Annotated in this window: 23 protein-coding genes and 1 pseudogene; 13 read left to right on the top strand and 11 right to left on the bottom strand. The window is 73.5% G+C overall.

Annotated elements, in window-relative coordinates:
* Positions 1-32: 32 nt before the first annotated feature.
* Both LRS74_RS16210 and LRS74_RS16205 read left to right on the top strand, forming a co-directional pair.
* Positions 33-434 (top strand): annotated as a pseudogene (locus LRS74_RS16210) (M23 family metallopeptidase); the annotation flags it as partial.
* A 10-nt stretch (positions 435-444) separates the two neighbouring features.
* A protein-coding gene (locus LRS74_RS16205) for an IS5 family transposase (RefSeq protein ID WP_277738995.1) occupies positions 445-1316 on the top strand; the annotation gives its coding sequence in 2 pieces (ribosomal slippage) (positions 445-805 and positions 805-1316; 873 coding nt in all).
* Positions 1317-1363: 47 nt separating this feature from the next.
* Here the strand turns inward: LRS74_RS16205 and LRS74_RS16200 are convergent.
* On the bottom strand, positions 1364-2242 hold the full coding sequence (locus LRS74_RS16200; RefSeq protein WP_277741669.1) for a Cof-type HAD-IIB family hydrolase: 879 nt from the start codon (positions 2240-2242) through the stop codon (positions 1364-1366).
* Positions 2243-2505: 263 nt separating this feature from the next.
* On the opposite strand from LRS74_RS16200, the gene LRS74_RS16195 reads away from it, so the two are divergent.
* From LRS74_RS16195 to LRS74_RS16185, 3 genes are all read left to right on the top strand, one after another.
* The gene (locus LRS74_RS16195; protein ID WP_277741668.1) at positions 2506-3420 is read left to right on the top strand and encodes an LLM class flavin-dependent oxidoreductase; all 915 of its coding nucleotides are present in this window, start codon (positions 2506-2508) and stop codon (positions 3418-3420) included.
* Between the two features lie 267 nt (positions 3421-3687).
* Entirely contained in the window at positions 3688-4602 is a 915-nt protein-coding gene (htpX, locus tag LRS74_RS16190) for a zinc metalloprotease HtpX (protein WP_277741667.1), read from the top strand.
* Positions 4603-4606: 4 nt separating this feature from the next.
* Positions 4607-5197: a hypothetical protein gene (locus LRS74_RS16185; protein ID WP_277741666.1), complete on the top strand. Its 591-nt coding sequence runs from the start codon at positions 4607-4609 to the stop codon at positions 5195-5197.
* Positions 5198-5223: 26 nt separating this feature from the next.
* Here the strand turns inward: LRS74_RS16185 and LRS74_RS16180 are convergent, their stop codons facing one another.
* Complete coding sequence (locus tag LRS74_RS16180; protein ID WP_277741665.1) at positions 5224-5676, bottom strand: hypothetical protein; 453 nt, start codon at positions 5674-5676, stop codon at positions 5224-5226.
* Positions 5677-5738: 62 nt separating this feature from the next.
* On the opposite strand from LRS74_RS16180, the gene LRS74_RS16175 reads away from it, so the two are divergent.
* The 3 genes from LRS74_RS16175 to LRS74_RS16165 all read left to right on the top strand — a co-directional run bounded on the left by LRS74_RS16175 (position 5739) and on the right by LRS74_RS16165 (position 8706).
* Entirely contained in the window at positions 5739-6263 is a 525-nt protein-coding gene (locus LRS74_RS16175) for an SMI1/KNR4 family protein (RefSeq protein ID WP_277741664.1), read from the top strand.
* 311 nt (positions 6264-6574) lie between these two features.
* Complete coding sequence (locus tag LRS74_RS16170; RefSeq protein WP_277741663.1) at positions 6575-7480, top strand: LysR family transcriptional regulator; 906 nt, start codon at positions 6575-6577, stop codon at positions 7478-7480.
* A 257-nt stretch (positions 7481-7737) separates the two neighbouring features.
* A complete protein-coding gene (locus tag LRS74_RS16165; RefSeq protein WP_277741662.1) occupies positions 7738-8706 on the top strand; it encodes an aminoglycoside phosphotransferase family protein in 969 nt (322 codons plus the stop codon).
* Between the two features lie 15 nt (positions 8707-8721).
* Here LRS74_RS16165 and LRS74_RS16160 read toward each other — a convergent pair whose 3' ends face one another.
* The 4 genes from LRS74_RS16160 to LRS74_RS16145 are packed head-to-tail and all read right to left on the bottom strand — an operon-like array spanning position 8722 to position 12333.
* Positions 8722-9480, bottom strand: coding sequence for an ABC transporter permease subunit (locus LRS74_RS16160; protein ID WP_277741661.1), 759 nt, complete (start codon positions 9478-9480; stop codon positions 8722-8724).
* Positions 9481-9496: 16 nt separating this feature from the next.
* Positions 9497-10414 carry an ABC transporter ATP-binding protein gene (locus tag LRS74_RS16155; RefSeq protein ID WP_144383088.1) on the bottom strand — a complete coding sequence of 306 codons (918 nt, stop codon included), beginning with the start codon at positions 10412-10414 and terminating at the stop codon, positions 9497-9499.
* A gap of 4 nt (positions 10415-10418) precedes the next feature.
* Positions 10419-11303, bottom strand: a complete 885-nt coding sequence (locus LRS74_RS16150; RefSeq protein ID WP_277741660.1) for an ABC transporter permease — start codon at positions 11301-11303, stop codon at positions 10419-10421.
* Positions 11290-12333 (bottom strand): ABC transporter ATP-binding protein, encoded by a 1044-nt coding sequence (locus tag LRS74_RS16145; protein ID WP_277741659.1) that lies wholly within the window; start codon positions 12331-12333, stop codon positions 11290-11292. The genes LRS74_RS16150 and LRS74_RS16145 overlap by 14 nt, the downstream gene beginning before the upstream one ends.
* Before the next feature lie 372 nt (positions 12334-12705).
* On the opposite strand from LRS74_RS16145, the gene LRS74_RS16140 reads away from it, so the two are divergent.
* The 5 genes from LRS74_RS16140 (at position 12706) to LRS74_RS16120 (ending at position 18520) form a co-directional block, all read left to right on the top strand.
* Entirely contained in the window at positions 12706-13551 is an 846-nt protein-coding gene (locus tag LRS74_RS16140; RefSeq protein WP_277744781.1) for a M24 family metallopeptidase, read from the top strand.
* A gap of 68 nt (positions 13552-13619) precedes the next feature.
* Positions 13620-15422 carry an SDR family oxidoreductase gene (locus LRS74_RS16135; protein WP_277744780.1) on the top strand — a complete coding sequence of 601 codons (1803 nt, stop codon included), beginning with the start codon at positions 13620-13622 and terminating at the stop codon, positions 15420-15422.
* 118 nt (positions 15423-15540) lie between these two features.
* Positions 15541-16443, top strand: a complete 903-nt coding sequence (locus LRS74_RS16130) for a metal-dependent hydrolase (protein ID WP_277741658.1) — start codon at positions 15541-15543, stop codon at positions 16441-16443.
* A 205-nt stretch (positions 16444-16648) separates the two neighbouring features.
* The gene (locus tag LRS74_RS16125; RefSeq protein ID WP_277744779.1) at positions 16649-17755 is read left to right on the top strand and encodes a MerR family transcriptional regulator; all 1107 of its coding nucleotides are present in this window, start codon (positions 16649-16651) and stop codon (positions 17753-17755) included.
* A 315-nt stretch (positions 17756-18070) separates the two neighbouring features.
* A complete protein-coding gene (locus LRS74_RS16120; protein ID WP_277741657.1) occupies positions 18071-18520 on the top strand; it encodes a phospholipase in 450 nt (149 codons plus the stop codon).
* Between the two features lie 124 nt (positions 18521-18644).
* Here the strand turns inward: LRS74_RS16120 and LRS74_RS16115 are convergent, their stop codons facing one another.
* The 5 genes from LRS74_RS16115 to LRS74_RS16095 all read right to left on the bottom strand — a co-directional run bounded on the left by LRS74_RS16115 (position 18645) and on the right by LRS74_RS16095 (position 26371).
* The gene (locus LRS74_RS16115; RefSeq protein ID WP_277741656.1) at positions 18645-19532 is read right to left on the bottom strand and encodes an HAD family hydrolase; all 888 of its coding nucleotides are present in this window, start codon (positions 19530-19532) and stop codon (positions 18645-18647) included.
* A complete protein-coding gene (serS, locus tag LRS74_RS16110; protein WP_277741655.1) occupies positions 19529-20812 on the bottom strand; it encodes a serine--tRNA ligase in 1284 nt (427 codons plus the stop codon). The genes LRS74_RS16115 and serS overlap by 4 nt, the downstream gene beginning before the upstream one ends.
* 741 nt (positions 20813-21553) lie before the next feature.
* A complete protein-coding gene (pheA, locus tag LRS74_RS16105) occupies positions 21554-22489 on the bottom strand; it encodes a prephenate dehydratase (protein ID WP_277744778.1) in 936 nt (311 codons plus the stop codon).
* A 187-nt stretch (positions 22490-22676) separates the two neighbouring features.
* Positions 22677-24158, bottom strand: coding sequence for an iron uptake transporter deferrochelatase/peroxidase subunit (gene efeB / locus LRS74_RS16100; protein ID WP_277741654.1), 1482 nt, complete (start codon positions 24156-24158; stop codon positions 22677-22679).
* Positions 24155-26371, bottom strand: coding sequence for a copper resistance protein CopC (locus LRS74_RS16095; RefSeq protein WP_277741653.1), 2217 nt, complete (start codon positions 26369-26371; stop codon positions 24155-24157). The genes efeB and LRS74_RS16095 overlap by 4 nt, the downstream gene beginning before the upstream one ends.
* Positions 26372-26384: the final 13 nt, after the last annotated feature.

Below are 26384 nucleotides of genomic sequence, written 5' to 3'. Positions count from 1 at the left end.
AGGAGCGCTCCCCCGCGCCGCGGCCGACACCGTCCTGGACCCGTCCGGTGGAGCGCTATGAGCTCTCCGCGGGCTTCGGCAGCGCCGGGGCGCACTGGGCCAACCGCCACACCGGGCAGGACTTCGCGGTGCCGGTCGGCACCCCGGTGCGGACGGTCGGCGCCGGCGAGGTGGTCTCCATGCGGTGCGGCGGAGCCTTCGGCATGAGCCTGCTGGTGCGGCACTGGGACGGCTACTACACGCTGTACGCGCACCTCGCCGCCGTCCTCGCCGTCCCGGGGGAGCCGGTGCGCACCGGACAGTGGATCGCGCTCTCCGGAGACACGGGCAACTCCACCGGGCCCCACCTGCACTTCGAGGTGCGGCGGACCCCCGAACTCAGCTCGGCGATCGATCCGGTGGCGTGGCTGCGCAAGCGCGGCGTGCGCCTCTAGGCAGTTTCGTTTGGATCAGCCGGTCGTTGGTCTGGGTGTGCCGTTGACTGACGCGCAGTGGGCGCGGATCGAGCCGTTGCTCCCGGACCGGACGCCGAGGCGCGGTGGTCGGTGGCGGGACCATCGGGAGGTGATCGACGCGATCGCCTTCAAGTTCCAGACCGGAACCCAGTGGGTGCACCTTCCGGAGAAGTACGGCAACTGGCGAGGCGTCTACAACCGGCTGCGTATGTGGGCCGTCGACGGCACCTGGGAGCGAGTGTTCACCGCTCTCATAGCCCAGGCCGACGCGGACGAGGACCTGAACTGGGCCGTCTCTGTGGACTCCACGATCGTGCGAGCACACCAGCACGCTGCCGGGGCCCGCAAAAGGGGGCCCCGGCTGGAGAACCGGCCGACCACGCCATCGGCCGGTCCCGCGGCGGGCTGACCACGAAGATCCACCTCGCGGCCGACGGCGACTGCCGGCCCCTGGCCTTCGTCCTCACGGCCGGCCAGGCCGGCGATGCACCCGCCTTCGGCGAGGTCATGGCCCGTCTGCGCGTTCCCCGCCGACGTGGACGACCTCGCACCAGGCCGGACGTCGTCCTGGCCGACAAGGCGTACTCCTCACGTGCGATCCGCGAGCATCTACGCCAGCGCGGCATCCGGGCAGTGATCCCCACCCGGGCGGATCAGCGCGGCCACCGGCTGCGTCGCGGCAGACACGGTGGGAGGCCACCCGCTTTCGACCGTGACGCGTACAAGCAGCGCAATACCGTCGAGCGGTGCATCAACCGCCTGAAGCAGTGGCGAGGGATCGCCACCCGCTACGAGAAGACAGCGGTCATCTACCTGGCCGGACTCCACATCGCGGGCATCTTCCTCTGGTCCGCTCGGTGATCCAAACGAAACCGCCTAGCGCGGGCGCCTCACGCTCGCCCGGTCCGTCAGCGGCGGCCGAGGAGCTCCTCGATGACCGCCGCCACGCCGTCCTCGTTGTTGGCGTGGGTGCGGTGGGTGGTGGCGGCCAGCACCGCCGGGTGGGCGTTGGCCATGGCGTACGAGGTGCCCGCCCAGGTCAGCATCTCCAGGTCGTTGGGCATGTCGCCGAAGGCCACCACCTGCGCGGGCAGGATGCCGCGCTCGGCGCACCAGCGGGCCAGGGTGCTGGCCTTGCTCACCCCGGGCCCGCTGATCTCCAGCAGCGCGGTCGGGCTGGAGCGGGTGAAGGAGCCGTGTGCCCCGGCGGCCTTGCGGGCCAGCTCCAGGAACGCGTCGGGGGCCAGCTCGGGGTGGTGAGCCAACAGCTTGAGGATGGGGTGGTCGGCGGCGTCGTGCCCGTCCGCGAGCAGCTTCTCGGCGGGAGCGATGTCGGCCCTCGGGTCGACGATGTACGGCGGGTAGTGCGGCTCGTAGTGGATGCCGGAGGTGCGCTCCACGGCGAAGGAGGCGCCCGGGGCGACGGCGCGCACCGCCTCCACCACGGCGATCGCGTCGGCGGTCGCGAGCGGGTGGACGTCGATCAGCCGCCCGCCGTCGTGGAGGTCCACCAGGGCCGCGCCGTTGGCGCAGATGGCCAGCCCGTGGCCGTGCACATGGTCGCTGACGACGTCCATCCAGCGGGCCGGGCGCCCGGTGACGAAGCACACCTGGAGGCCCGCCTGCTCCGCGGCGGCCAGCGCCGCGACGGTGCGGGCGGAGACCGTCTTGTCGTCGCGCAGCAGGGTGCCGTCGAGGTCGGTGGCGATCAGGCGGGGAGTGGCGGTGGGAGTCCTGTCCGCGGCCGGAGTCTCGGGCTGCTCGGTAGCTGGAGTCACGGCATCCATCCTCCCGCATATGCCGAACAGGTCCGTCCGAAAGGCCGGACCGCGGGCCTGCGCACGGTTTCGCTCACTCGGCGTAGGCGAAATGGGTCGCGCGCCTACTGTCCGCTTACGCCCGGCCCGCGCCCCATGCGCGCCCGCGCCCATCGTCAGCCCCAGCGCGCGCCCGGGGAAGCCCCCGCGCCGTGCCCCCGCCCCGTCCCGGGCGCGCGGGCGGTCCGCCGTGGCCTGCCGCGCTGCGGCCGCCACCGCTTACCCTCGACGGCATGCGCTTGAGCACTGTGATTCTTCCCGTCCGCCGCTGGTCCGAGGGCGGCCGCGAGGTGTGGCAGCGGGCCGAGGAGCTCGGCTTCCACGCGGCCTACACCTATGACCACCTGTCCTGGCGTTCCTTCCGCGACGGCCCCTGGTTCGGGGCGATACCGACGCTCACGGCCGCCGCGGCGAGCACCTCCCGGCTGCGCCTGGGGACGCTCGTCACCTCCCCGAACTTCCGCCACCCGGTCACCCTGGCCAAGGAGCTCATCTCGCTCGACGACATCTCGGGCGGGCGGGTCACCCTCGGCATCGGCGCGGGTGGCGTCGGCTTCGACGCCACCGCCCTGCTGGGCGCGGACGAGGAGCCCTGGCCGGTGCGCGAACGCACCGCGCGGTTCGGCGAGTTCGTCCCGCTGCTGGACCGGCTCCTCAGCGAGGACGTGGTGACCGCCGAGGGCACGTACTACAGCGCCCGCGAGGTCCGGAACATCCCCGGCTGTGTGCAGCGGCCCCGACTGCCCTTCGCGATCGCGGCCACCGGCCCGCGCGGTCTGCGGCTGGCGGCGCGGTACGGGCAGGCGTGGGTGACCACCGGCGACCCCAGGCTCGCCGAGACCGGCACCCCGGGGGAGTCGCGGGACGCGGTCGCCCGGCAGATCGAGGCCCTGGGCGGGGCGTGCGCCGAGGCCGGCCGGGACGCGGCCGAGCTGGACAGGATCCTGCTCACCGGCTTCACCCCGGAGCAGAACACGGTGCTGGACTCGGTCGACGCCTTCGTGGACTTCGCGGGCGCCCACGCGGAGCTGGGCATCGACGAGATCGTGGTGCACTGGCCGATCGCCGACTCGGTCTTCGCGTCCGACCCGGCGATCTTCGAGAAGATCGCCATGGAGGTGCCGGCGCAGCTGGGCGCGGACGCCTAGCCGACGGCCGCGGACCGGCCCGGCGGCCATGGACCGTTCCCGGGGGCTGCACCGTTCTCGGCGACCGGGGGTCGTTCTCGACGACCGAGGGGGCCTCAGGGGCTGAGAACCGCCCTCGGTGGCTGAGGACCGGGCCTCGGTGGCTGAGGACCGGCCCTCGGGTGAGTCGGTCGGAATTCGGTTGATATGGCCGATAAAGGGGAAAATCGGGTGTGTGAGGGGCGTGCGCGCCCACGGAGGTGCGTGCGCCCGCGGAGGTGTCATCCCATGTCACGCACCCGATTCACCCCGGACCGGGGGTTGGCCACCCGGATGGTCGGCACGATGTTCCTCATCGGGCTGCTCTACGTGGCCGTCGTCGGCGTTCTGCTGGTGCTGCTGAGCGGCTACTGGCCGGTGATCCTGCTCATCGCGGGTGGGCTGTTCGTCGCGCAGTTCTGGTTCAGCGACCGGATCGCCGCCCTGAGCATGGGCGCGCGCGAGGTCACCCCCGAGCAGGCGCCCGAGCTGCACGGCGCGGTGGACCGGCTGTGCGCGCTCGCCGACATGCCCAAGCCGCGGGTGGCCGTCGCCGAGAGCGACGTGCCCAACGCCTTCGCCACCGGGCGTAACGAGCGGACCGCGCTGGTGTGCGCCACCACCGGGCTGCTGCGGCGGCTGGAGCCGGAGGAGCTGGAGGGCGTGCTGGCCCACGAGCTGTCCCACGTCGCGCACCGCGATGTGGCGGTCATGACCATCGCCTCCTTCCTGGGGGTGCTGGCCGGGCTCATGACGCGGGTCGCGCTCTGGGGCGGGCTCGCCAGCGGGGACGGCGACGGAGACGGGGACGACGGCGGCGCGCACCTCGCCCTGCTGCTCGTCCCGCTGGTCAGCACCGTCGTCTACGCGATCAGCTTCCTGCTCACCCGCATGCTGTCCCGCTACCGCGAGCTGACCGCCGACCGCTCCGCGGCGCTGCTGACCGGTCGCCCCTCGGCGCTGGCCGCCGCGCTCACCAAGGTGACCGGCGACATGGCCCGCATCCCGACCCGCGACCTGCGACAGGCCGAGCCGTTCAACGCCTTCTACTTCGCCCCGGCCTTCTCCGGCGCCGCGCTGAACCGGCTGCTGTCCTCGCACCCCACCCTGGAGCAGCGACTCGACCAGCTCGGGCGCATCTCCGCGGAGCTGGGCAGGGGCTGAGACCGTGGGCCTCCTGGACACCATCCTCGGGCGCAGCAAGCCGGTCCGCCCCGACCTCGACCAGCTCTTCGCCCTGCCGTCGGCGGCCATCACCCTGCAAGCAGGGGCCGGGTTCGCCCCCACCGGCGTCGGCTCCGTCTGCTTCGCCAGCGTGGAGGGCGGCGCCTTCGAGCAACTGCGGCAGGACGTACGGGCCCTGCTCGACGCCGACACGGAGCGCGGCGGCGTTCCCGTCGAGTTCAGCCGGGACGGCTACGGCTACACCTGGCTGCTGGTCCGCCAGCCGCCCGAGGACACCCCGGCCCTCGTCAACGACCTGCACGCGGTGAACACCGCCCTCCAGGACGGCGGCTTCGGCCCACAGCTGCTCTGCTCCCTGATGGCCTTCCGCGCCGCCGACCCCGAGCGCGTGCTCGCCCTCGTCTACCTCTACAAGCGCGGCACCTTCTACCCCTTCGCCCCGCTCCCGGGCGCACGCGGCGAGCGGCGCGACAACGCCCTGGAGCTCCAGGTGCGCTCGCTGCTGGCGGACGACCTGCGGGTGGAGAGGGAGCTCGACCGGTGGTTCCCGGTCTGGGGGGCGCCGGGGCTGTAGCGCCGGCGCTCGGGCCGGGCCGGGGCTCAGCGCACGCGCGAGCTCAGCCAGGGTGTCAGGCCGGGCGTCTGGACGAGCTCCCGGTAGGTCCGGTCCCCCGGCAGCGGGACCACCAGCCGCCACCCCGGAGGGAACAGTCGACCGCTGACGTGCGCCGCTCCGCCGTAGACCGAGCGCAGGAAGTCGGGCACGTCGGCCCGCGGCAGATCGTGGAAGACGACCCCGTCGACGTCGATCGTCGCGTCCCCCTCGGAGTACAGCTGGATCTCCACCCGCGGCGAGTCGCCCAGCTCCACGAACGCCTCGTGCGGCAGCGAGCCGTCCGCGTCGGCCACCGTCCCGACCCCCGCGGCGAGCCGCCGCGACGTCCGATCGGCCCCGATGTCATGGGTCACCGCCATCGCGCGTCCCCGCTCCTCCGCGACCTCTCGGATCGCGGCGAGGACGGATTCGGTACTGGCGAAGGGTTGTTGGTCCATACCACCCGATCCTGCCCTACGGCGGTGGCCCGGGTGTCGGTGCCCGGGGTTAACCTGCGCCGGTGACCACCACCGACGATCGTGACTTCCCCGCCGCACTCTCCGCCCTGGCCCGCGTCGAGTTCGACTACGCCGACGGCGACGGGGTCGACTACGAGCCCTACGACGCCTTCCACTCCGCCGAGCGGACCACCTTCTGGCTGCGGCACTGGACCGGCAACCACGACCTGGACGGCGACGATCTCCGGCCCTTCGGCCAGGACGGCAGCGGCGGGTACGCGGCGTTCTGGCTGGCCCGCCCGGACCGGCCGCTGGCCGACCAGCCGGTGGTCTTCTTCGGCTCGGAGGGCAGCCTGGGCGTGGTCGCCCCCGACCTCGACGGCTTCCTGTGGCTCCTGGCCGACGGCTTCGGCCCGATGGAGGCCGTCGAGAACCCGGAGTGGGAGGGGGCCGGCCCGAACGCGGAGGTGGCGCGCATCGCCGAGCGTCACGCGCGGGGTCCGCGGCAGCCGGCCGCGGCGGTGCTGCGCCGGGCGCGCGAGGAGTTCCCGGGCTTCGTACGCACCATCGAGTCACTCTGTCGCTGAGGCGAGCGGCGCGCCGCGCCCGCGCGGTCGCCTGTCGCCGAAGCCGCCGAAGCCGCCGAAGCCGCCGAAGCGGGTGAAGCCGTTGAAGCCGGCACGCCGGTCCCGCGCGGTCGGCCGTATCGCCGTAGCCGGCGCGCCGGTCCCGCCGATGACGGCGGGTCGGCACCCGCCCACCGCGGCCGTCCGGTCCGGATCCGGCCGACCGCGGTGGACGGGTTGCCGCCCTGGGCCCAGACAGATCGTCGCGGTGCGCCGAGCCCCAAGTCAATCCTCGGATTTTCTTTCAAAGGCCCAAGTCGTAGCTTGGGTTGGTGACTCTGGATGATCTACGGGCCTTCGTCGCCGTCTGCGACACCGGCAGCCTCAGCGCCGTCGCCCGCGACCTCGGCTGCACCCAGTCCGCGGTGAGCCAGCGGGTGAAGCGGCTCGAACGGGAGCTGGGCGTCGCCCTGCTGGAACGCCAGCCGCGCGGGGTCGCGGCGACCCAGGCGGGGTGGATCCTGCACCGCGCGGCGGCCGAGGGGCTGAGCGGCCTCGACCACGCGCTGCGCCGACTGCGGGACCTGCGGCAGGGCGAGGTCGGCACGGTACGCGTGACCACCGGGGCGACCAGCGTCCGCCACTTCATGGCGGCCGGCGTGGTGGACTTCCGGCGCCGCCACCCGCTGGTGAGCCTGGAGTTCCAGACCGAGAACTCCAGCCGCGGCTGTCTGAAGGCGCTCGCCGCCAACAGCGCCGACCTGGCCTGGATCACCATCCGGGAGCCGGTGCGGGGCGTGGAGCAGCGGACCGTCGTCGAACTGCCCTGGGTGCTGGCCGTACGGGCCGACGACCCGCTCGCGGAGCGCGCGGCCATCGGGCCCGAGGAGTTCGCCGCCATCCGCCACATACGGCTGCCCGAGAACTCCCTGTCCCGGCTGCGGCTGGACGAGCACCTCACCCGGCGGGGCACCGAGGCGGTGTCCACCACCAGCGTCGCCGACTGGGACACCGCCATCCTGCTGGCCGAACTGGGCCTGGGCCACGCGGTCGTGCCCGCGCTGCCCGGCTGGCGCGAGCCCGACCGGCTCGACCTGAGGCTGATCCCGATCCCCTGGCTTCCGCCGCTGGCGGCGGGGTGGGCGGTGCGGCGGTGGGAGGCGCTCAGCCCGGTCGCGATCGAGTTCGCGGAGACCGTCACCGCCGACCTCGTTCGACGTGCCGTCGGGCCTTCCTGACGCCCCGCAGGGCGGATTCTGACACGTCATCGGGCCGTCCCCGGCGGGCCGTCGGGGGTGGCCGCCGGCGGCGCTGTACGCGTCCCGGGCAGTCCCGGTACTCCCGGGACTCGCCGCTGGTCGCGAACGTAGGATGCGAAGCGCCGGGCCACCCCATGGGCTGACGGCCCGCAGGGGGATAAGGCGCCGTCGGGTCAGGGGCGTTGAGGGGTGCGGAGGCTTCGTTCCCGTACAGCCGCACCGAGGAGCCACCCTTCATGAGCCGAATCGCCGTTCCCGCCGGTCTCGCCGCCGCCTACGCGGAGCACGGGGACGAGAGCGCCGCGGCGTGGATCGCCGCCCTGCCGGAGCTGGCGGACGGCTTCCTCCAGCGGTGGGAGCTGCGGCCGGACGGCCCCTCGGCCCATGGCGCGGCCGCGCTCGTCGTGCCCGTGCGGCGCGCCGACGGCACCCCGGCCGCGCTCAAGCTCCAGCACGTCACCGACGAGACCGTCGGCGAGCCGCTGGGCCTGCGAGCCTGGGCGGGCGACGGCGTCGTGCGCCTGCTGGAGCACGACGAGCCGTCCGGGACCATGCTTTTGGAGCGGCTGGACGGCCGGCGCTCGCTGGCCTCCGTCCGGGACCCGGAGGTGGCGCTGCTGACCCTGGCCGGGCTGCTGGCGCGGCTGGTCGCCGTCCCGGGCCCGGCCGGGCTGCGCACCCTGGCCGACGTCGTCGACGGGGTGCTCGCAGACGCGCCGGTGGCGTTGAAGGCGGTGCCCGACGCCGATGATCGGGAGCTGCTGGAGCGCTGTCTCGCGGCGGCGGAAGAGGTCCGCGACGAGCCCGGCGACCGGCTGCTCCACTGGGATCTGCACTACGAGAACGTGCTGGCCTCGCTGCCCGGCTCCGGGCGCGGACCGTGGCTGGCCATCGACCCCAAGCCGCTCGTCGGCGACCCCGGCTTCGATCTGTTGCCCGCGCTGCGCAACCGCTGGGAGGACCTGGTCGCCACCGACGACCTCCCGCGGGCGATCCGTCGTCGCTTCGACCTGATGACCGAGGTGCTCGGCCTGGACCGGCAGCGCGCCGCCCGCTGGACGCTCACCCGGGTGCTGCAGAACGCGCTGTGGGACCTGGAAGACGCCGAGGACGCCGAGGACGCCGCCGACTTCGAGGACGACGACGAGCTGCTCCAGGAGGAGCAGCTCGTCATAGCGAGGGCCTTGGCGCCCAGGCTGCAGTGAGCCCGCGGCCCGGGCTCACTCCTCCCCGGAGAGCGTGAGCGCGCGCAGCTTGCGGCCCGCGTACCAGGTGGCGGTGACCGTCACGCCGACCAGCAGGACGACGGCGAGCGGCAGCCCCACGTCCGAGGTGATCATGTCGTGCTCGGCGATCTTCTGCGCGACCGCCAGCGACCACTGCTGGACGCTGAGGGTCCGCGCGCCGGCGACCAGGTTGCCGAAGACGGACTCCCAGACGAGGGCGTAGACCAGGCCGGCGACGACCGCGTGTCGGGTGACCGTGCCCAGCAGCAGGAAGATCGCGCTGTAGGCGATGGAGGCCACCGCGGCGGCCGCGGCGTAGGCGACCGCAAGGCCCTGGCTGTTGCCGTTGAGGACGAAGCCGGCCACCAGGGTCGGCAGCGCGGAGAAGGTGACCGAGACCCCGATGGCGACGACCAGCTTGGTGAAGATGATCGTCGGACGCTTGACGGGCTTGGCGAGCAGATAGACCACCGAGCCGTCGTCGATCTCCGGGCCGATCGCTCCGGTGCCGGCGATCACGCCGATGAGCGGCACCATGGTGGCGAGGGCGAAGCCGCCCAGGACGCCGTCGGCGGTGGCGTCGTCGGCACCGCTGAGCACCCGCACGGCGACGGAGATGAGCAGCAGCAGGGCGGGCAGCGCCGCCAGGATCAGCGCACGGCGTCGGCCCAGCAGGGCGCGGTAGGTGAGCCGGGCGACGGTGGGGTGGTAGAGCACGGGGCCGGACCTGGCGGAGACGGCGGTGGTGGACATATCGCTTTGGCTCCTTTCAGGCCGCGACGAGGTAGGAGAAGACGCTCTCCAGGGACTCGTCGGAGGGCGAGACCGTGAGGAGTCGGATGCCGTGCTCACGGGCCACGCGCGGCAGCAGTTCGGTGAAGCGGCCGAAGTCGACCGCCTGGACGCGCAGCTCGCCCTCCCGGGTGTCGACCTCGATCCCGGAGGTGGAGGGGTCGGCGATGAGCGCGGCGGCGAGCGCGCGGTCGTCGCTGGAGCGCACCAGGTAGCGGTGCGGGCGGTCGGTCATCAGCCGGCGGATCTTGCGGAAGTCGCCGGAGGCGGCGTGCCGGCCGGCCACGATCACCTCGATGTGCGCGGCGAGCTGCTCCACCTCCTCCAGGATGTGCGAGGAGAACAGCACGGTGCGGCCCTCGGCGCCCATCCGTCGCAGCAGGTCCATCAGCTGCATGCGCTGGCGCGGGTCCATTCCGTTGAACGGCTCGTCCAGCAGCAGCACCGACGGCTCGTGCACCAGCGCCGACGCCATCTTCACGCGCTGCCGCATGCCCTTGCTGTACGTGGAGATCCTGCGGGTGTCCGCGTGCTCCATCTCGACCGTGGCGAGCGCCTTCTTGGCGGCGGCGACCGGCCGCTCCAGGCCGTGCAGCTCGGCGTTGGCGAGCACGAACTCGCGCCCGGTGAGGAAGTCGTACATCGACTCCCGCTCGGGGACGATGCCGATGTGCCGGTACGCCTGCTCGTTGCGCCAGATCGGGGCGCCGTCGAGGGTGACGCTTCCGGTGGAGGGGGCCAGGAAGCCGCCCATCATGTTGATGAGCGTGGACTTCCCGGCGCCGTTGGGGCCGAGCAGGCCGGTGACCCCCGGGCCGATGGTCATGGTCACGTCGTTCACGGCGACGACGTTTCCGAACCAGCGCGAGACGTTGTCGATGGCGATGGTGGTCACGGTGTTACAGCCCGGCCTTTCGGTAGCGGCGCATCAGCAGGCCGTACGAGCCGGCGATGAGGCCGAGGAGGACGAGGAGGTAGACGGCTCCGGTCGCGGCGTCGGGGCCGTACTGGCCGGGGAACTGCGAGGTGGCGCCCAGGAAGGCCGTCTGCACGCCGTCGACCAGGGTGATCGGCGAGAACAGGCCGAGCCAGCTGATGGCGTCGGTGCTGCCCTGGCCGAAGGCGATGGCCTGGACCGCGCTGACCGCCCCGTAGGAGATGGTGAGCACGGCGATGATGGCGGCGACGCCGAAGCCGCGGCGCGGGGTGAGCGCGGCGATGACCAGGCCGATGCCGGCGAACAGGAGGGACAACAGGGCCACGGAGACCAGTCCTTGCGCCACGCCCTTCGTCTGTTCCACGAAGTCGAGCTTGGCGAGCAGGGCGCCCACGTACAGGATCAGCACGGGGGCGGCGGTGAGCAGGAAGAGGGCGGAGGCCATGGCCGCGAACTTGGCCAGGACGTAGTCGACCGTCTCGATGGGGCGGGAGAAGTACAGCGGGACGGTCTTGAAGCGCAGATCGCGGGAGACGGACTGCGGGGCCTGTGCGGCGATGTACAGCCCGATGACGGCCTGGAGCAGGAGCGCGTACTCCGTGTACTCCACGGGCAGCTTCTCCGACTTCAGGGTGACCGCCGTCGCCACGATGATCCCGGCGGGCAGGCACATCACGGCGAGCAGGATGAACGGCAGCACCTTGGACTTCGCCGACCGGCCCAGCCCGTAGGCGCCGCGCAGGCTCTGGGAGAACAGCGAGCGGCGGGCGTAGGCGCGGCCCAGCCGCGGTCCGTCGTAGTGGCGGTAGCCGATGTTGTGGATGACGTTGACGTCAGGCTGCGTCATGGCCGACCGCCTCCTTCTGCTGTGCGGGGTGCTGCGCGTGGTCGCCGGTGCCCGGGGCGTGCGGGGCCGGGGCGCCGCCCGCGCGGTCCGCGGTGTCGGCCGCGCGGTCCGCGTCGCGGAAGATCTCGGCGATGCGGTGCCGGCGCTGTTCCATGCGCACCAGGCCCACGCCGAGGTCGACGACCGCGTCCCGCACGGTGTCGTAGGTCTCCTCGTCGGCGATGTCGACCAGCAGCAGCCGGCCGTCGGTGCCGACCTCCAGGCCGGCGGCGGTGAGCCGGGCCAGCAGCGCGTCCTCGTGGTCGGTCACCTCGACCGCGAGGGAGGCGGTGGCCTGGGTGAAGTCGCTGGTGGAGCTGGAGCGCAGCAGCCTGCCGCCGTCGATGACCACGACGTGGTCGCAGGTCCGCTCCAGCTCGCCGAGGAGGTGCGAGGTGACCAGGACCGAGATGCCGAAGTCGGTGTGGACGCGGCGGATCAGGCCCAGCATCTCGTCGCGGCCGACCGGGTCCAGGCCGTTGGTCGGCTCGTCCAGCAGCACCAGCTGCGGGTCGTGGACCAGCGCCTGGGCCAGCTTGACGCGCTGTTTCATGCCGGTGGAGTAGCCGCCGATGGGGCGGTAGCGCTCCTCGTAGAGGCCGACGTGGCGCAGCGTGTCGGCGGTGCGCTCGCGGGCGGCGGCCGGCGGCAGCCCCGACATGCGTGCCATGTGGACGACGAACTCGGTGGCCGAGACGTCGGGCGGCAGACAGTCGTGCTCGGGCATGTAGCCGACCCGCTCGCGGATGGCGCTGCCCTCGGTGGCCACGTCGAGCCCGAGCACGCGGGCGGTGCCCTCGCTGGCGGGGGAGAGCCCCAGGAGGATCTTGATGAGCGTGGATTTGCCGGCGCCGTTGGCACCCACCAGGCCGGTGACGCCCGGTGTGATGTCGACGGAGAGCCGGTCGAGCGCGGTCACCCGGGGGTACCGCTTGCTCAGGCCTTCGGTAGCGATCACAGTCACGCCTTCGACGGTAGTGGCGCGCGCCACAGCCGACGTCAGTCCTGACGGCTGGATTCGCGTACTCCTCGGGTCTGACACACCCGTAGGGGGGGCGGGGTCGGGTCCTTCGCGTGCCCTGCCGGCGCGGCGGGGAGCTGGGGCGTGTCTGGGGAGTGCCCGACGAGGGGGTTCCTGGCGAGGGCGCTGGCGACTGCCTGGGGCTTGGGGTCGGTGGCCGGGGCGCGGGCTTGTGCCGTGCGCCCGTTACCGCGAGTATCCCCAGGGCGCGCAGACCCCTTGACGTCGCCACAGGAGATTGTCACATTCATTGGTGTCACGTTACGGACGCGTAGCGCGCACACGCGCGCGTCGCCCTGGACGAGCGGACAGACGGAGAGCGGGGACGGTGGCGCCATGGCCATGACCTCAGCGGTGGGCGGGTGGCAGGACACGGAGCTGCGGGGCTTCAGGGAGGCGCAGCGCCTGGGGTACGAGTGCGCCGAGGCGGTCGCCGCGCGGCTGCGCCCCGGGGTGACCGAGCGGGAGGCGGCCCGGATGCAGCGGGAGTGGCTGCGCGAGCGCGGGGTGCGGGACTGGTTCCACCTGCCCTTCGCCTGGTTCGGGGACCGCACCGCCTTCGTGGGCTTCCGCGTGCCGCTCCAGTTCTTCCCCACCAACCGGCGCCTGGAGCCGGGCATGCCGTTCATCCTCGATCTCGCCCCGGTGTTCAAGGGATACCCGGCCGATGTGGGGTACGCGGGCTGCCTCGGCCCCGACGCCCTGCACGAGCGGCTCCTGACCGACCTGCGGGAGCACCGTGAGCTGATCCTGCGCGAGGTGCGCGAGCGGCGCTCGCTCCGCGAGATCTACGCGGACGTGGACCGGCTGATGGCCCGCCAGGGCTATGCCAACCGACACCGGGCCTATCCCTTCGGGGTCATCGCGCACCGGGTGGACCGGGTCCGGGAGCGCCGCTGGTCGCCCCGGCTGTTCGGGTTCGGCACCCAGAGCCTCAAGGGCCTGGCCTCGGACGCGGTGCGCGGCCACCGCGAGGGCTGGTCCCCGCTGTGGAGCCCGCACCGCTTCTCCGACCACCCGCCGCGGCCGGGTCTCTGGGCGGTCGAGCCGCACCTCGGCTTCCGCGGCACCGGAGTGAAGTTCGAGGAGCTCCTCGTGGTCACCGACTCCCGGGACCCCGAGGAGAGCGCCTTCTGGCTGGACGACGACCTGCCGCATGTGCGGCGCTGGAACGAGGAGGTCTCGTGACCGACGCACCCCAGGCACCCGGCACCGGCGGCGGGGGCGCGGCCCCCGGCGCGGGTGGCGCCCCCGGCATGGGCGAGGCGCGCGAGCGCCGGGTCCGCAGCGGCGAGGTCGAGCTGTGCGTGGCCGAGTGGGGCCTCGCCGGGGCGGCGGACCCCGACCGCCCCACCGTGCTGCTGCTGCACGGCTACCCGGACAGCAAGGAGGTCTGGGCGCCGGTCGCGCGGCGGCTGGCGGACCGCTTCCATGTGGTCGCGTACGACGTGCGCGGCTGCGGGCGCTCCACCGCCCCCTCCCCGCTGCGCGGCGGCTACCGCCTGGAGCTGCTCACCGACGACCTCCTGGCCGTGGCCGCCGCGGTGAGCCCGGACCGCCCGGTGCACGTGGTGGGCCACGACTGGGGCTCGGTCCAGGGGTGGGAGTGCGCCACCGTCCCCCGCGCCGAGGGGCGCATCGCCTCCTTCACCTCCATCTCGGGCCCCTCTCTCGACCACTTCGGGCACTGGATCAAGCGGCGGATGACCCGCCCCACCCCGCGCCGGATGGCCCACCTGCTCGGCCAGACCGCCAAGTCCTGGTATGTGTACGCGCTGCACACCCCCACCGTCCCGGAGGCGCTGTGGCGCGGCCCGCTCGGCAGGCGCTGGCCACGGCTGTTGGAGCGCACCGAGGGGGTGCCGGCCGGGGACTACCCGACGCGGTCGCTGCCCGACGACGCCGCGCACGGCGCCTGGCTCTACCGGGACAACGTGCGGGAGCGGATGGTCCGGCCGCGCGAGGACGCCTACGCCCATGTGCCGGTGCAGCTGATCGTCCCGACCGGGGACGCCTTCCTCTCCCCGCGGATCTACGACGACCTGGAGCAGTGGGTGCCGCGGCTGACCCGGCGCACCATCGCCGCCAAACACTGGGTCCCGCGCACCCGGCCCGACCAGCTCGCGGCCTGGATCACCGAGTTCGTCACCTCGGTCGAGGGGCGCGACGGCCGGGAGACCGGCGGCTGCGTCCCGAGCCCGGCCGCATCCGCCCGCGAGGTGAACAGCGCCTACGCCGAGCGCTTCGGCGGGCAGCTGGTGCTGGTGACCGGCGCGGCCAGCGGCATCGGCCGGGCCACGGCCTTCGCCTTCGCGGAGGCGGGGGCGCGGGTGGTGGCGGTGGACCGGGACGCGGAGGGCGCCGCGCGCACCGCCGAGCTGGCGCGGCTGATCGGCGCGCCCCGGGCCTGGGCGGAGACCGTCGACGTCGCCGACGAGCAGGCCATGGAGAAGCTCGCGCACAAGGTCGCCGCCGAGTACGGGGTGGTGGACGTGCTGGTCAACAACGCCGGCATCGGGTTGTCCGGCTCCTTCCTGGACACCACCACGGACGACTGGCGCAGGGTCCTCGACGTCAATCTGTGGGGCGTGATCCACGGCTGCCGGGTCTTCGGCCGGCAGATGGCCGAGCGCGGCCAAGGCGGACACATCGTCAACACCGCCTCGGCCGCGGCCTACCAGCCCACCCGCTCGCTGCCCGCCTACGGCGCGTCCAAGGCGGCCGTGCTGATGCTCAGCGAGTGCCTGCGGGCGGACCTCGCCGACCAGGGCATCGGTGTCTCCGCCGTCTGCCCCGGCTTCGTCAACACGAACATCGCCGCCACCGCGCGCTTCGCGGGCGTCCCGGAGCACGAGCAGCGGGACCGACAGGAGAAGGCCGCACGACTGTACGGGCGGCGCAACTACCCGCCGGAGAAGGTCGCGGACGCCATCCTGCGCGCGGTGCTGCGTGACCAGGCGGTGGTGCCGGTCACCCCGGAGGCGCGCGTCTCCCGGCTGCTGGCGCGCGTCTCGCCGCGGGCCCTGCGCGCCATAGCCCGCATCAAGCCGCCGCTGTAGCCCGGCGGCCGCCCGTGTGCGCGGGGCGCCCCCGACGCCCCGCGCACACCCCGCAGCCGTGTCCCGGCACCCACCCGGCGCCGATGCCCCGTGACCACCCCTCGTGAAGGGCAGGGAGATGACCGACCCCTATCCGATCCGCCCGCGCCGGGTCGCCTTCGACTGGCAGCGCACCCCGCTGCACTGGATACCGGACGAGCCCACCGCCACTCATGTCATCAACGTGCTGCACCTGCTGCTGCCCGCCGGGGAGCGCTGGTTCGTCAAGGTCTTCAAGGAGGCCCTGCCGCTGGTGGACGACCCGGTGCTGCTGAAGGACGTCAAGGGCTTCATGGGGCAGGAGGCCACACACAGCGTCCAGCACTCCCACGTCCTGGACCACCTGGCGGACCAGGGCCTGGACACCAGGCCCTACACCCGCCGCGTGGAGTGGATGTTCGACCGGCTGCTCGGCGAGCGGCCGCCGCTGGGTCTCCCGCTGACCGACCGGGAGTGGCTGCGCTACCGGCTCTCGCTGATAGCGGCGATCGAGCAGTTCACCGCGGTGCTCGGGGACTGGGTGCTGCGCGCGGAGGCGCTGGACCGCGCCGACTGCGACCCGGTCATGCTGGACCTGCTGCGCTGGCACGGCGCGGAGGAGGTGGAGCACCGCGCGGTGGCGTTCGACATGTACCAGCACTGCGGCGGCTCCGGCCTGCCGCGCTACGCCCGCCGCGTCGAGGGCATGGCCGTGGCGGCCCCGGCGCTGCTGTGGCTGTGGGCCGTCGGCGCCTCCTACCTGATCCGCCACGACCCGCGGCTCGCCCGACGGCTGCGGTACTCCCTGCGGGAGCACAACCGGGCCGTGCGCAAGGGGCTGCTGCCGAGCTGGCGCGAGCTCGGCGGCGCGATACCCCGCTACCTCAGGAGGTCGTACCATCCCTCGCACGAGGGGTCGCTGCGCCGGGCCGTCGACTATCTGGCCACCTCACCCGCGGCCCGTGCCGCGGCGGGCGCGACAGGCCGCGCGGCCGCCTCGTAGGGAGGCGGCGAGGTTGTCCGAGCACGACGGTGACGGGCGGTTGCGGTACGACGGGCAGGGCGGGAACGGCGGACACGGCGAGCAGAAGGCGCGGCACTCCGGACCGGGCGACGGGCGCGGCGGTCCGAAGGCGAAGCACCCCGGACCGGGCGACGGGTACGGCGGACCGGGCGACGGGCAGGTCGCGCCGGGTGAGGGGCCCGACGTGCCGGGAAGCGGGCACGCCGCCACACCGGGTGAGGAGCGGCGGGCTCGGGAGTACCGGATCGAGGACCTGGCCCACCACAGTGGCGCCACCGTCCGCACGATCCGCGCCTATCAGGACCGCGGCCTGCTGCCCCGACCGGAGCGGCGGGGCCGGGCCAACGTCTACGGCGACGCCCACCTGTCCCGACTGCGGCAGATCGCCGACCTGCTCGACCGCGGCTACACCCTGGCCAGCATCAAGGAGCTGCTGGAGGCGTGGGACGCCGGCCGCGGCCTGGGCGGGGTGCTCGGCCTGGTCGCCGAGGTCGACGGCCCCTGGACCGACGAGGAGGCCGGCCGCATCAGCCGTGCCGAGCTGAACGCCCGCTTCGGCGGACGGCCGGACGACGCGGCCGTGGCGGAGGCGCTCGAGCTGGGTGTGCTGGAGCCGCTGCCCGGCCACGACGACGAGTTCCTCGTCCCCAGCCCGCAGGAGCTCGCCGTCGCCGCCGAGCTGCACGCCGCCGGGGTGCCCCTGCTCGCCATCTCGGGCCACCTCCGGGAGTTGCGCACCCGGGTCGAGCACATCGCCGGTCGCTTTCTCGACTTCACCACCGAGCATGTCTTCCAGCCGTATCTGGACCACCCGCCGACCGACGCCGAGGCCGCCGAGGCAGCGGCCCTCGTCCGTCGGCTGCGGCCCCTCGCCCAGCAGACGGTCGACGCCGAGCTGGCCCGCGCCATGCGCACCCTCGCCACCCGCTATCTGCGTCGACATCTCGACGAGGCGACGGCGCCACCCCACGCGGCCGGGCGCCTGACGCCGCCCGCCGCCCCGACGACGCCTCCCACCGAGCCGGGTCCGCTCCCCGCCGAGCCGGGTCCGCTCCCCGCCGAGCCGGGTCCGCTCCCCGCCGAGCCGGGACCCCTCTCCGCCGAGGCGGTGTTCCTCCCCGCCGAGGCGGTGCGGGCCGTCCGGTCCCTCGTCGGACCCGCCGACACCCCCGCCTTCATCGCGGCCGCCGCCATCCGCGAGGTGAACGCTCGCACGATGGACGCCCTGGTGGCCGGCCGCGGCGAAGCCGCCGGCGGGACCGGATCAGGCGGCGCGGACGGCCGGAGCTGACAGGGCGGAGCTGACAGGCCGGACCTGACCGGGCGGAGCTGACCGGGCGGAGCTGACAGGGTCGAGCGGAGTGGGTGCCCCGGCGCCCGGTGCCCTCCGGGCGAGCCGGTCCGACCGACAGGCCGGCGGTTCCGCTTCCGCTTCGCGCCGCTTCACGTCCTGTTCATGCCAGCGCTGACAGAGATCTTGACCATTGTCAGGTACCTGGCGAACCCTTGGCCTGCGTCACCTCGTTCTTGCTCCGCCCCACACCAACGGCACCCGAAAGGCCCCCACAAGCACGCCTGGAGGGACCGTCAGACATCGGAGGAACACATGCGTCGGCTGACCACCAGCCTCGCCGCGACGGCCGTCACCACGGCCGCGGCGATCGCCCTCGCCTCGCCCGCCGAGGCCGCCCCCGCGGACAAGCAGCAGGTCCTCTCCGGTTGGACCCAGACCAGCGCCACCAGCTACAGCTCCTGGACCGCCGCCCGCGCCAGCCAGGGCGGCTGGTCCGCCTACGGCTTCGACTGGTCCACCGACTACTGCAGCAGCTCGCCCGACAACCCCTTCGGGTTCCCCTTCGAACTCTCCTGTGCCCGTCACGACTTCGGCTACCGCAACTACAAGGCGGCCGGCACCTTCGAGGCCAACAAGTCCCGCCTGGACAGTGCCTTCTACGAGGACCTCAAGCGGGTCTGCAACCGCTACAGCGGCGCCACCAAGAGCTCGTGCACCACCACGGCGTGGACCTACTACCAGGCCGTGCGCATCTTCGGCTGAGCCCGCGGACGCACCCGACCGCGAGCGACCCCGGCCACCGCGCGGGCGCGTACACCGCTCGGTGCGCGTGACCGGTCCGTGTCGCCGTCGTCTCCGTCTCCGGAAGCGAGGGCGACACGGAACGTCAGCCGATCGGGAACAGCCGCTCCAGGACGACCGCGATGCCGTCCGCGTCGTTCGAGGCCGTGACCTCGTCCGCGACGGCCTTGAGCTCCGGATGGGCGTCGGCCATGGCGACCCCGCGCCCGGCCCAGCGGAACATCGGGATGTCGTTCGGCATGTCGCCGAAGGCGATGGTGTCGGCGGCCTTCAGCCCCAGCCGACGGGCGGCCAGCGACAGCCCCGTCGCCTTGGACAGGCCCAGCGGCAGCAGCTCCACGATGCCCGGACCCGCCAACACGACCCCGACCAGGCCCCCGGCCGCCGCGTGGGCCGCCGCCACCAGCGCGTCGTCGTCCAGCCGCGGATGCTGGATGTAGACCTTGTTGATCGGCTCGGCCCACAGCTCGGTGGGATCCTCGAACCGCCGCACCGGCAGCGGCCCCTCCTGCGTGCGGTATCCGGGGCCGACCAGCACCTCACCCTCGATGCCGTCCCTGGTCGCGGCCAGGAACAGCGGACCGACCTCAGCCTCGATCTTGGCCAGCGCCAGCGCGGCGAGCTGCCGGTCCATCGTCACCGACGTCAACAGCCGCCGCTCGCCCGCGTGGTAGACCTGGCCGCCCTGGCCGCACACCGCCAGGCCCTCGTAGCCCAGGTCGTCCAGTATGTGCCGGGTCCACGGCACGCCGCGGCCGGTGACCACGATGTGCGCCGCCCCCAGCGCGCAGACGGCTTCCAGCGCCGCACGGGTGCGCGCCGAGATCGTCTCGTCGGAGCGCAGCAGCGTCCCGTCGAGATCCGTCGCGATCAACCGGTACGGAAGCCCCGCGGGCGCGGAGCCCTCAGGCTCCGCGTGCGGTGCGGCCGTCGTCGCCTTGTGCGGCTCGGCGGCCGCGCCCGCGTCGCTCATTTGGTCCGCTTCACCGGCTCCAGGAACTCCCGCCCGCCCAGGTAGGGGCGCAGCACCTCGGGCACCCGCACCGAGCCGTCGGGCTGCTGGTGGTTCTCCAGAATGGCCACGATGGTGCGCGGCACCGCGCACAGCGTGCCGTTGAGCGTCGCCAGCGGGCGCACCTGCTTGCCGTCGCGCATCCGGATCGACAGCCGGCGCGACTGGAACTCGGTGGTGTTCGAGGTGGAGGTCAGCTCGCGGTACTTGCCCTGGGTGGGGATCCACGCCTCACAGTCGAACTTCCGCGTCGCCGACGAGCCCAGGTCGCCCGAGGCCAGGTCGATCACCCGGAACGGCAGCTCCAGCGAGGTCAGCCACTGCTTCTCCCACTCCAGCAGCCGCTGGTGCTCGGCCTCGGCGTCCTCCGGGGTGGTGTAGACGAACATCTCCACCTTGTCGAACTGGTGCACCCGGAAGATGCCGCGGGTGTCCTTGCCGTACGAACCCGCCTCGCGCCGGAAGCACGGCGAGAAGCCCGCGTAGCGCCGCGGCAGCTCGCTGACGTCCAGGATCTCGTCCATGTGGTACGCGGCCAGCGGCACCTCGGACGTACCGACCAGGAAGAGGTCTTCCTTGTCGAGGTAGTAGACGTCCTCGGCGGCCTGGCCGAGGAAGCCGGTGCCCTCCATGGCCTTCGGCTTGACCAGGGCGGGGGTGAGCATGGGCGTGAAGCCGGCCGCGGTGGCCTGCGCCATGGCCGCGTTGACCAGGGCCAGCTCCAGCAGCGCGCCGACGCCCGTCAGGTAGTAGAAGCGGGAGCCGGAGACCTTGGCGCCGCGCTCGGTGTCGATGGCGCCGAGCAGCTCGCCCAGCTCCAGGTGGTCCTTGGGCTCGAAGCCCTCGGCGGCGAAGTCGCGCGCGCTGCCGAACTCCTCCAGGACGGTGAAGTCGTCCTCGCCGCCCACGGGCACGTCCGGGTGGACCAGGTTGCCCAGCTGCAGCAGCAGCCGCTGGGTCTCCTGCGCCGCCTCGTCCTGCTCGGCGTCGGCGGCCTTGACCGCCGCGGACAGCTCGCCGGCCTTCTTCAGCAGGGCGGCCTTCTCGTCGCCGGCGGCCTTGGGGATGAGCTTGCCGAGCGACTTCTGCTCGGCGCGCAGCTCATCGAAGCGGACACTGGAGGACCTGCGCCGCTCGTCGGCGGAGAGCAGCGCGTCGACGAGGGCGACGTCCTCTCCACGGGCGCGCTGGGAGGCGCGCACACGGTCGGGGTCCTCACGGAGCAGGCGAAGGTCAATCACCCCACCAGGTTACCGGTGTGTCCTCCAGAAGCTCGACCCGATATTCCCTTGTGTTGTGTTTTATCCCTTTTGGGCGATGTGAAGAAGGCGGTGAAATGCATCGCGGGGCGCCCTCGGGGGTCGCGGCGACCCCCGCCGGCACCCCTCCGGGCCGGGTCAATGAATTCCCCCGCATTCGCCGAAATGGGGCATACGCGTCGGGTTTGGCTGACCGACTGCCTTGTGGGTGAGCGGAGTTGAGCTTGGACTTGTCCACAGCGGCATGGGGATGAGCCGACGTTATCCACAGCCTGTGTGTGAGTTCTGTGGACTTCGGAATTGATCATTCCGCATAGAGGCGATACGCCGTTCATTCAAGTGGCAAACCCTCTTTGTGCACTCTTTCGGGTGGGATTGATTCCCTTCTCCTCGCCCTAAAGGGTGGATTTGCGGAATTCCTGTGACGCGACGGTGGCGTCGGAGCGCGATCGGGGCCGTGGACGCCGAAGAGGCGACCACGCAGACTTGTCGACTCCGCGGTATCGGTCTGTCGACTTATCCCCAGGTCGAGTGAGTGCCCTGTGGATAACCTTGGGGATGCCGGTGTATGGGGATGCCGGGATGCGGGAGTACCTGGATGCGGGAGTACCGGAATGCGGGAGTACCGGCATCCGGTGATGCCGGTATCGCGGCCCGCCGGCATACGGGTCCCGCGGTCCCGCGGTCCCGCGGCGCCAAGGCCCCGGGGTGTCCAAGCGCCGCTCAGGTCCGCCCGTCCTGGATGCGGGCCAACCAGTCCGCCGCCGCCACGAACTCGTCGTCGGACGTGCCGCGCCGCAGCCGGCCGAGGTCCGCCGGATCCACCCCGGCCCGAGGGTACGACCCCAGGAACCGCACCTTGGGACAGATCCGCTTCAGCCCCATCAGCGCCGAACCCACCCGCCGGTCGGTGATGTGCCCCTCGCAGTCCACCGAGAAGCAGTAGCGCCCCATCCCCTCGCCGGTGGGACGGGACTCGATCCGCATCAGGTTGACCCCGCGCGCCGAGTACTCCTGCAGCAGCTCCAGCAGGGCGCCCGGGTGGTCGTCGCCGAGCCAGATGACCACCGAGGTCTTGTCCGCTCCGGTGCGGGCCGCGGGCCGGGCCGGGCGACCGACCAGGACGAAGCGGGTCACCGCGTTCGCCGCGTCGTGGATCTCGGTGACCAGCGGGTCGAGACCGTACCGGGGCGCCGCGAACTCGCCGGCGAAGGCCGCGTCGTAGCGACCCTCCTGGACCAGCCGGGCGCCGTCCGCGTTGGACGCCGCCGACTCCCACACCGCGTCCGGCAGGTGCGCGGCGAGCCAGTTGCGCACCTGCGGCTGGGCCACCGGGTGCCCGGTCACGGTCTTCACGTCCGTCAGCGAGGTGCCCGGCCGCACCAGCAGCGCGAACGCGATCGGCAGCAGCACCTCGCGGTAGATCATCAGCGGCTCGCCCGTCGCCAGCTCGTCGACGGTGGCGGTCACCCCGCCCTCGACCGAGTTCTCGATCGGCACCAGAGCGGCGGCGGCCGAGCCGGACCGCACCGCGTCCAGCGCCGCCGGGACCGACACCATCGGGACCAGCTCGCGGGTGGCGGCCTCGGGCAGGGTGCGCAGGGCGGCCTCGGTGAAGGTGCCCTCGGGCCCGAGATAGGTATAGCGACTGGCCGACATCACGCTGAACTCCCTGTGATCAGACGAGAACCGCCACGATACCCACGTCGACACCCGGTGGCCTCGATCCGTCCGAGCAGTGGGACCGGGGCCGACGCGGCCGACGGCGGGGCCGTGGGGGACGGCGCCGGCGGCGGAACCGTGGAGCGCGGCACCGCGCCCGACGTCGTCGGCGACGAGACGGTGCTCACCCCTCCAGCAGCGGCTGGCCCACGTAGGAGCCCCGCTCCGCCGCCGGCGGCACGGCGAACAGCGCGCTCGCCTCGTGGCGCAGGAACCGGGACAGTCCGTCCCCACGATCCAGCTTGCGCTGCACCGGCACGAATCCCTTCATCGGATCCGCCTGCCAGGCGATGAACAGCAGACCCGCGTCCGGCGCGCCGTCGTCGCGGAAGCCGTCGTGGTACGAGAACGGCCGCCGCAGCATCGCCGCGCCCTGGTTGGTCTCCGGTGCCGCGACCCGCACATGCGCGTCGCCGCCGATGGCCAGCGCGCCCTCCTTGGTGAGCTTGGCGAGGTCGACGGGGGTGGTCTCGGTGCCGCCGGAGAGCGGGGAGCCGTCGGACTTGCGGCGGCCTATCACCCGTTCCTGCTGGTCGAGGGAGAGGTTGTCCCAGGAGTCCAGCAGCATCCGGATGCGTCGGACCACCGCGTACGAGCCGCCCGCCATCCACTGGGGCGATCGGGTGGAGCCGCCCTTGGGCACGAAGATCCGCTTCTGGAAGTCGGCGTCGTGCTGCTTGGGGTTGTTGGTGCCGTCGACCTGCCCCATCAGATTGCGGCTGGTCATCGGGTGTGCGGTAGCGCCGGGGGTGCGGTTGAAGCCGTTCATCTGCCAGCGCAGCCGCACGGTGTCCCCGGCCTCCCGCTGGAGCGCGCGCAGCGCGTGGAAGGCGACGAGCGCGTCGTCGGCGCCGATCTGGAGCCACAGGTCGCCGTTGCTGCGCTTGGCGTCGAGCGCGTCGGCGGAGAAGTCCGGCAGCGGGGCGAGCGCGTTCGGCAGCCGGTCGGTGAGGCCGGTGCGGTCGAAGAAGCCGCGGCCGAAACCGAAGGTGACGGTGAGCGAGGAGGGGCCGGCGTCCAGCGCGATGCCGGTGTCGTTCGCCAACCGCTCCTCGTCCGCCATCAGCTGCCCGGCCAGCGCCGACCAGCGGCGCAGCAGCGCGGCGGCCGCCTTGCGGTCCGCCCCCGGGGCGAGGTCGAAGGCGAGCAGATGGCCGCGGGCCTGGAGCGGGGTGGTGATGCCCGCCTGGTGCAGGCCCTCGGTGCCGTCGGTCCCGTCCGCGCCGTCGGCCCGGTCCTCCCGGTAGAAGGGGACGGTGGTGGAGCCGACGGTGCTCAGGGCGGTGGGCGCCTCGTCCCGCAGGGCCGCGGCCCCGGCGGCGCCCGCGGCGCCGCCGACCACCAGCCCCGCCGCGCCGGCCGCGCCCGCGGTGCCCAGCAGCCGGCGCCGGGTGACGCCGCCCTGCGGGGGGACCGAGGCCGCCGGGGCGGGAGCCGTCCCGCCCGCGGCCTTCGCCTTACCGGCGCCCCTGGTCCCGTCGGTCCCGTCGGCCGCCCTGGCGGTGGAGTCGGTCGCCGCGGCGGTCCTGGCGTTCTTCTGCTGCGGGGGCCGGTTGGCCGCCTTCGACTTGGAGGGTTTGGGTCGTGCGGAGTTCTGCTCTGTCATGGGCTGACTTTCACGGTCTTGACCTCGGTCACCTGGTCGATGTCGGAGGTCCGTACGGTCAGGGACAGCTGCCAGGAGCCGGCCATCGGGAGCTGGAAGCGGTCGACGCTCCAGTGGCCGGTCGACAGGTGACGAAGAGGGACGACGAGCGGGCCGATGTCCTGCTTCCGCAGGGTGAACGAGAGCTTCAGCTCCGCCACGTCCACGGCGCGCCCCGCGCGGTCCTTCAGATAGAGGTGGATGGCGTTGGCGCCCTTCCGCGCGGGGTCGACGGTGAGCTCGGCGGTGCCCCGGCCGCTCTTGGTGCCGGTGTCGTACGGGACGGTGACGGTGACCGGGCCCGCGGCCGGCCCGGCGGCCCCCGCGCGGGCCGCCGCCTGTGCGGCCTCCGCGCGGCCCGGCTGGGTGCCGGTCAGCACGGTGGTCACCGCCAGCAGCACCACGGCGACGGCCGTCTCCACGGCCACCGCGCGGCGCAGCCCGCTGCGCTCGGCGTCGGCGTCCCGCCGCCTGAGCCCCACCGTCCGGTCCACCGCGGCCCGCTGGCGGGCGAGCTGGGCGGCGCGCACCGGATCGCCCGCCGCGGCCCCCGCGCGGTCGCGGCGCCGCCCCGCGCGAGCGCCGTCGGAGCGGCCGGTGCCGTCGCCGCGACCGGTGCCGTCGTGGCGGTCGGTGCCGTCGCCACTGCCGCCGTCGTCCGCGCGGCCGCGCGTGTCGGCGGTACGGAGACCGGCCCCCGCGCGGACGTGGCGGGGCGCGTCCGCCGCTCCCGAGGTGGCCGAGCCCACCCCCGGCGTACCCGGGCCCGGCGCGCCGGCCGCCCGTGTGCCGACCCCCGGGGTGGTCGCCGTCGGTGCGGCGGCCTCCCGCACCGCGGCCTTCGGCGCCTTCGCCCGGGTCTTGGTGGCCTTGTTCCGGGCGCCCTTGCCGGGGGGCGCGGGCTCGGGCTCCGGGGCGTCGGTCAGCCGCGCCGTCCAGCGGCGGGAGCCGGCGGCCAGCCCGACGAGCACGGCCACCAGCGCCACCTTCACCAGCAGCCACCTGCCGTACTCGGTGCCGGTCAGCGCGGACCAGCCGCCGACCTGCCGCCACGACTGGTAGAGCCCGGTGACCACCAGCACCAGGACCGACCCGAAGGCCAGCCGCGAGAAGCGGCGCACCGCCGTGCCGGGGACGGGCTCGCCCGCGCGGAGCGTCACCAGCAGGGCCACCAGCCCGCCCAGCCACACGCCGACCGCCAACAGGTGGGCCACGTCCACCGGCATCGCCAGCCACGGCTGGATGCCGACCGACGCGTGCTCGGCCATCGCCCAGGTGGCGCCGAGACCGGCCGCGAGCACCGCGCCGCCCACGCCCAGCCCCACGGTGAGCTCGCGCCGTGCCGCCGCCTTCGTCCGCTGCCGCGCGTACGGCCCGAACAGCACGGCCAGGAAGCCGGCCGCCGCCCCGAGCAGGATCAGCCGGGCCAGCAGCGCCGCGCCCGGCTTGGTGGACAGCACCTCGTCCAGCCGGCCCGGGTCGAGGGCCGCCCCGAGCGAGTCGCCGCCGGTGTACGGGGAGCGCAGCAGCAACAGCAGCACGGTGGCGGCGAACAGCGTCGCCCAACCGGCCGCGGCGACCCGCTCCACCGGCTTCGACGAGCGGCAGGCCGCGGCGAAGACGCAGCCGCCGACGAGCAGCACGAGGCCGGCGTAGGCCGCGTACCGGCCGACGCCGTAGAGCGTGTCCACGGTCGGGTCCGGCTCGGCGGTGGTCGGCACCGAGACCGTGGTCGCCGACGGCGCGCCGATGGAGAAGGTGAACGCGCCGCCCACCGGGTGGCTGTCCTCCGACACGGCCTCCCAGGCGACCGTGTAGGTGCCGTCCGGCAGCCCCGCGCGGAGCGCCACCGACATGGTCGACGACTCGCCGTCCCGGTGGTCGGGCTCGCCGTCGTCCACCCGCCGGCCCCGCGGGTCCAGGACCCGCACGGAGTCGTCGGAGACCAGCACCCCCTCCGAGAAGGTGAGGGTGACCCGCTGGGGCTGGGTCGGCAGCACCGCGCCGTCGGCCGGGTCGGTCGCCGTGAGCGCGGCGTGCGCCGACGCCGGGGTGGCGCCGAAGCCCAGCGCGCACGCCAGCACGGCCAGCAGCAGGACGCCCAGCCGGGCCGGCCCTGGCAACCGTCGCGGCCGGGCCGGCCGCTCGGTGGTCGTGGTCGGGGAGGAGCTCATGGGGGGAGGGTCC

The organism is Streptomyces sp. LX-29 (assembly GCF_029541745.1).
Classification (GTDB): Bacteria; Actinomycetota; Actinomycetes; order Streptomycetales; family Streptomycetaceae; genus Streptomyces.
This window is presented reverse-complemented; position numbering and strand designations above follow the sequence as displayed.

Bases quoted from the DNA above. Each gene is read 5' to 3' on its own strand.
- LRS74_RS16150 (WP_277741660.1), bottom strand. From the start codon at position 11,303: ATGACGCAGCCTGACGTCAACGTCATCCACAACATCGGCTACCGCCAC.
- LRS74_RS16095 (WP_277741653.1), bottom strand. From the start codon at position 26,371: ATGAGCTCCTCCCCGACCACGACCACCGAGCGGCCGGCCCGGCCGCGA.
- LRS74_RS16130 (WP_277741658.1), top strand. From the start codon at position 15,541: ATGACCGACCCCTATCCGATCCGCCCGCGCCGGGTCGCCTTCGACTGG.
- LRS74_RS16120 (WP_277741657.1), top strand. From the start codon at position 18,071: ATGCGTCGGCTGACCACCAGCCTCGCCGCGACGGCCGTCACCACGGCC.
- LRS74_RS16115 (WP_277741656.1), bottom strand. From the start codon at position 19,532: ATGAGCGACGCGGGCGCGGCCGCCGAGCCGCACAAGGCGACGACGGCC.
- LRS74_RS16140 (WP_277744781.1), top strand. From the start codon at position 12,706: ATGACCTCAGCGGTGGGCGGGTGGCAGGACACGGAGCTGCGGGGCTTC.
- htpX (WP_277741667.1), top strand. From the start codon at position 3,688: ATGTCACGCACCCGATTCACCCCGGACCGGGGGTTGGCCACCCGGATG.
- LRS74_RS16195 (WP_277741668.1), top strand. From the start codon at position 2,506: ATGCGCTTGAGCACTGTGATTCTTCCCGTCCGCCGCTGGTCCGAGGGC.
- efeB (WP_277741654.1), bottom strand. From the start codon at position 24,158: ATGACAGAGCAGAACTCCGCACGACCCAAACCCTCCAAGTCGAAGGCG.
- LRS74_RS16160 (WP_277741661.1), bottom strand. From the start codon at position 9,480: ATGTCCACCACCGCCGTCTCCGCCAGGTCCGGCCCCGTGCTCTACCAC.
- pheA (WP_277744778.1), bottom strand. From the start codon at position 22,489: ATGTCGGCCAGTCGCTATACCTATCTCGGGCCCGAGGGCACCTTCACC.
- LRS74_RS16200 (WP_277741669.1), bottom strand. From the start codon at position 2,242: ATGGATGCCGTGACTCCAGCTACCGAGCAGCCCGAGACTCCGGCCGCG.
- LRS74_RS16180 (WP_277741665.1), bottom strand. From the start codon at position 5,676: ATGGACCAACAACCCTTCGCCAGTACCGAATCCGTCCTCGCCGCGATC.
- LRS74_RS16135 (WP_277744780.1), top strand. From the start codon at position 13,620: ATGGGCGAGGCGCGCGAGCGCCGGGTCCGCAGCGGCGAGGTCGAGCTG.
- LRS74_RS16165 (WP_277741662.1), top strand. From the start codon at position 7,738: ATGAGCCGAATCGCCGTTCCCGCCGGTCTCGCCGCCGCCTACGCGGAG.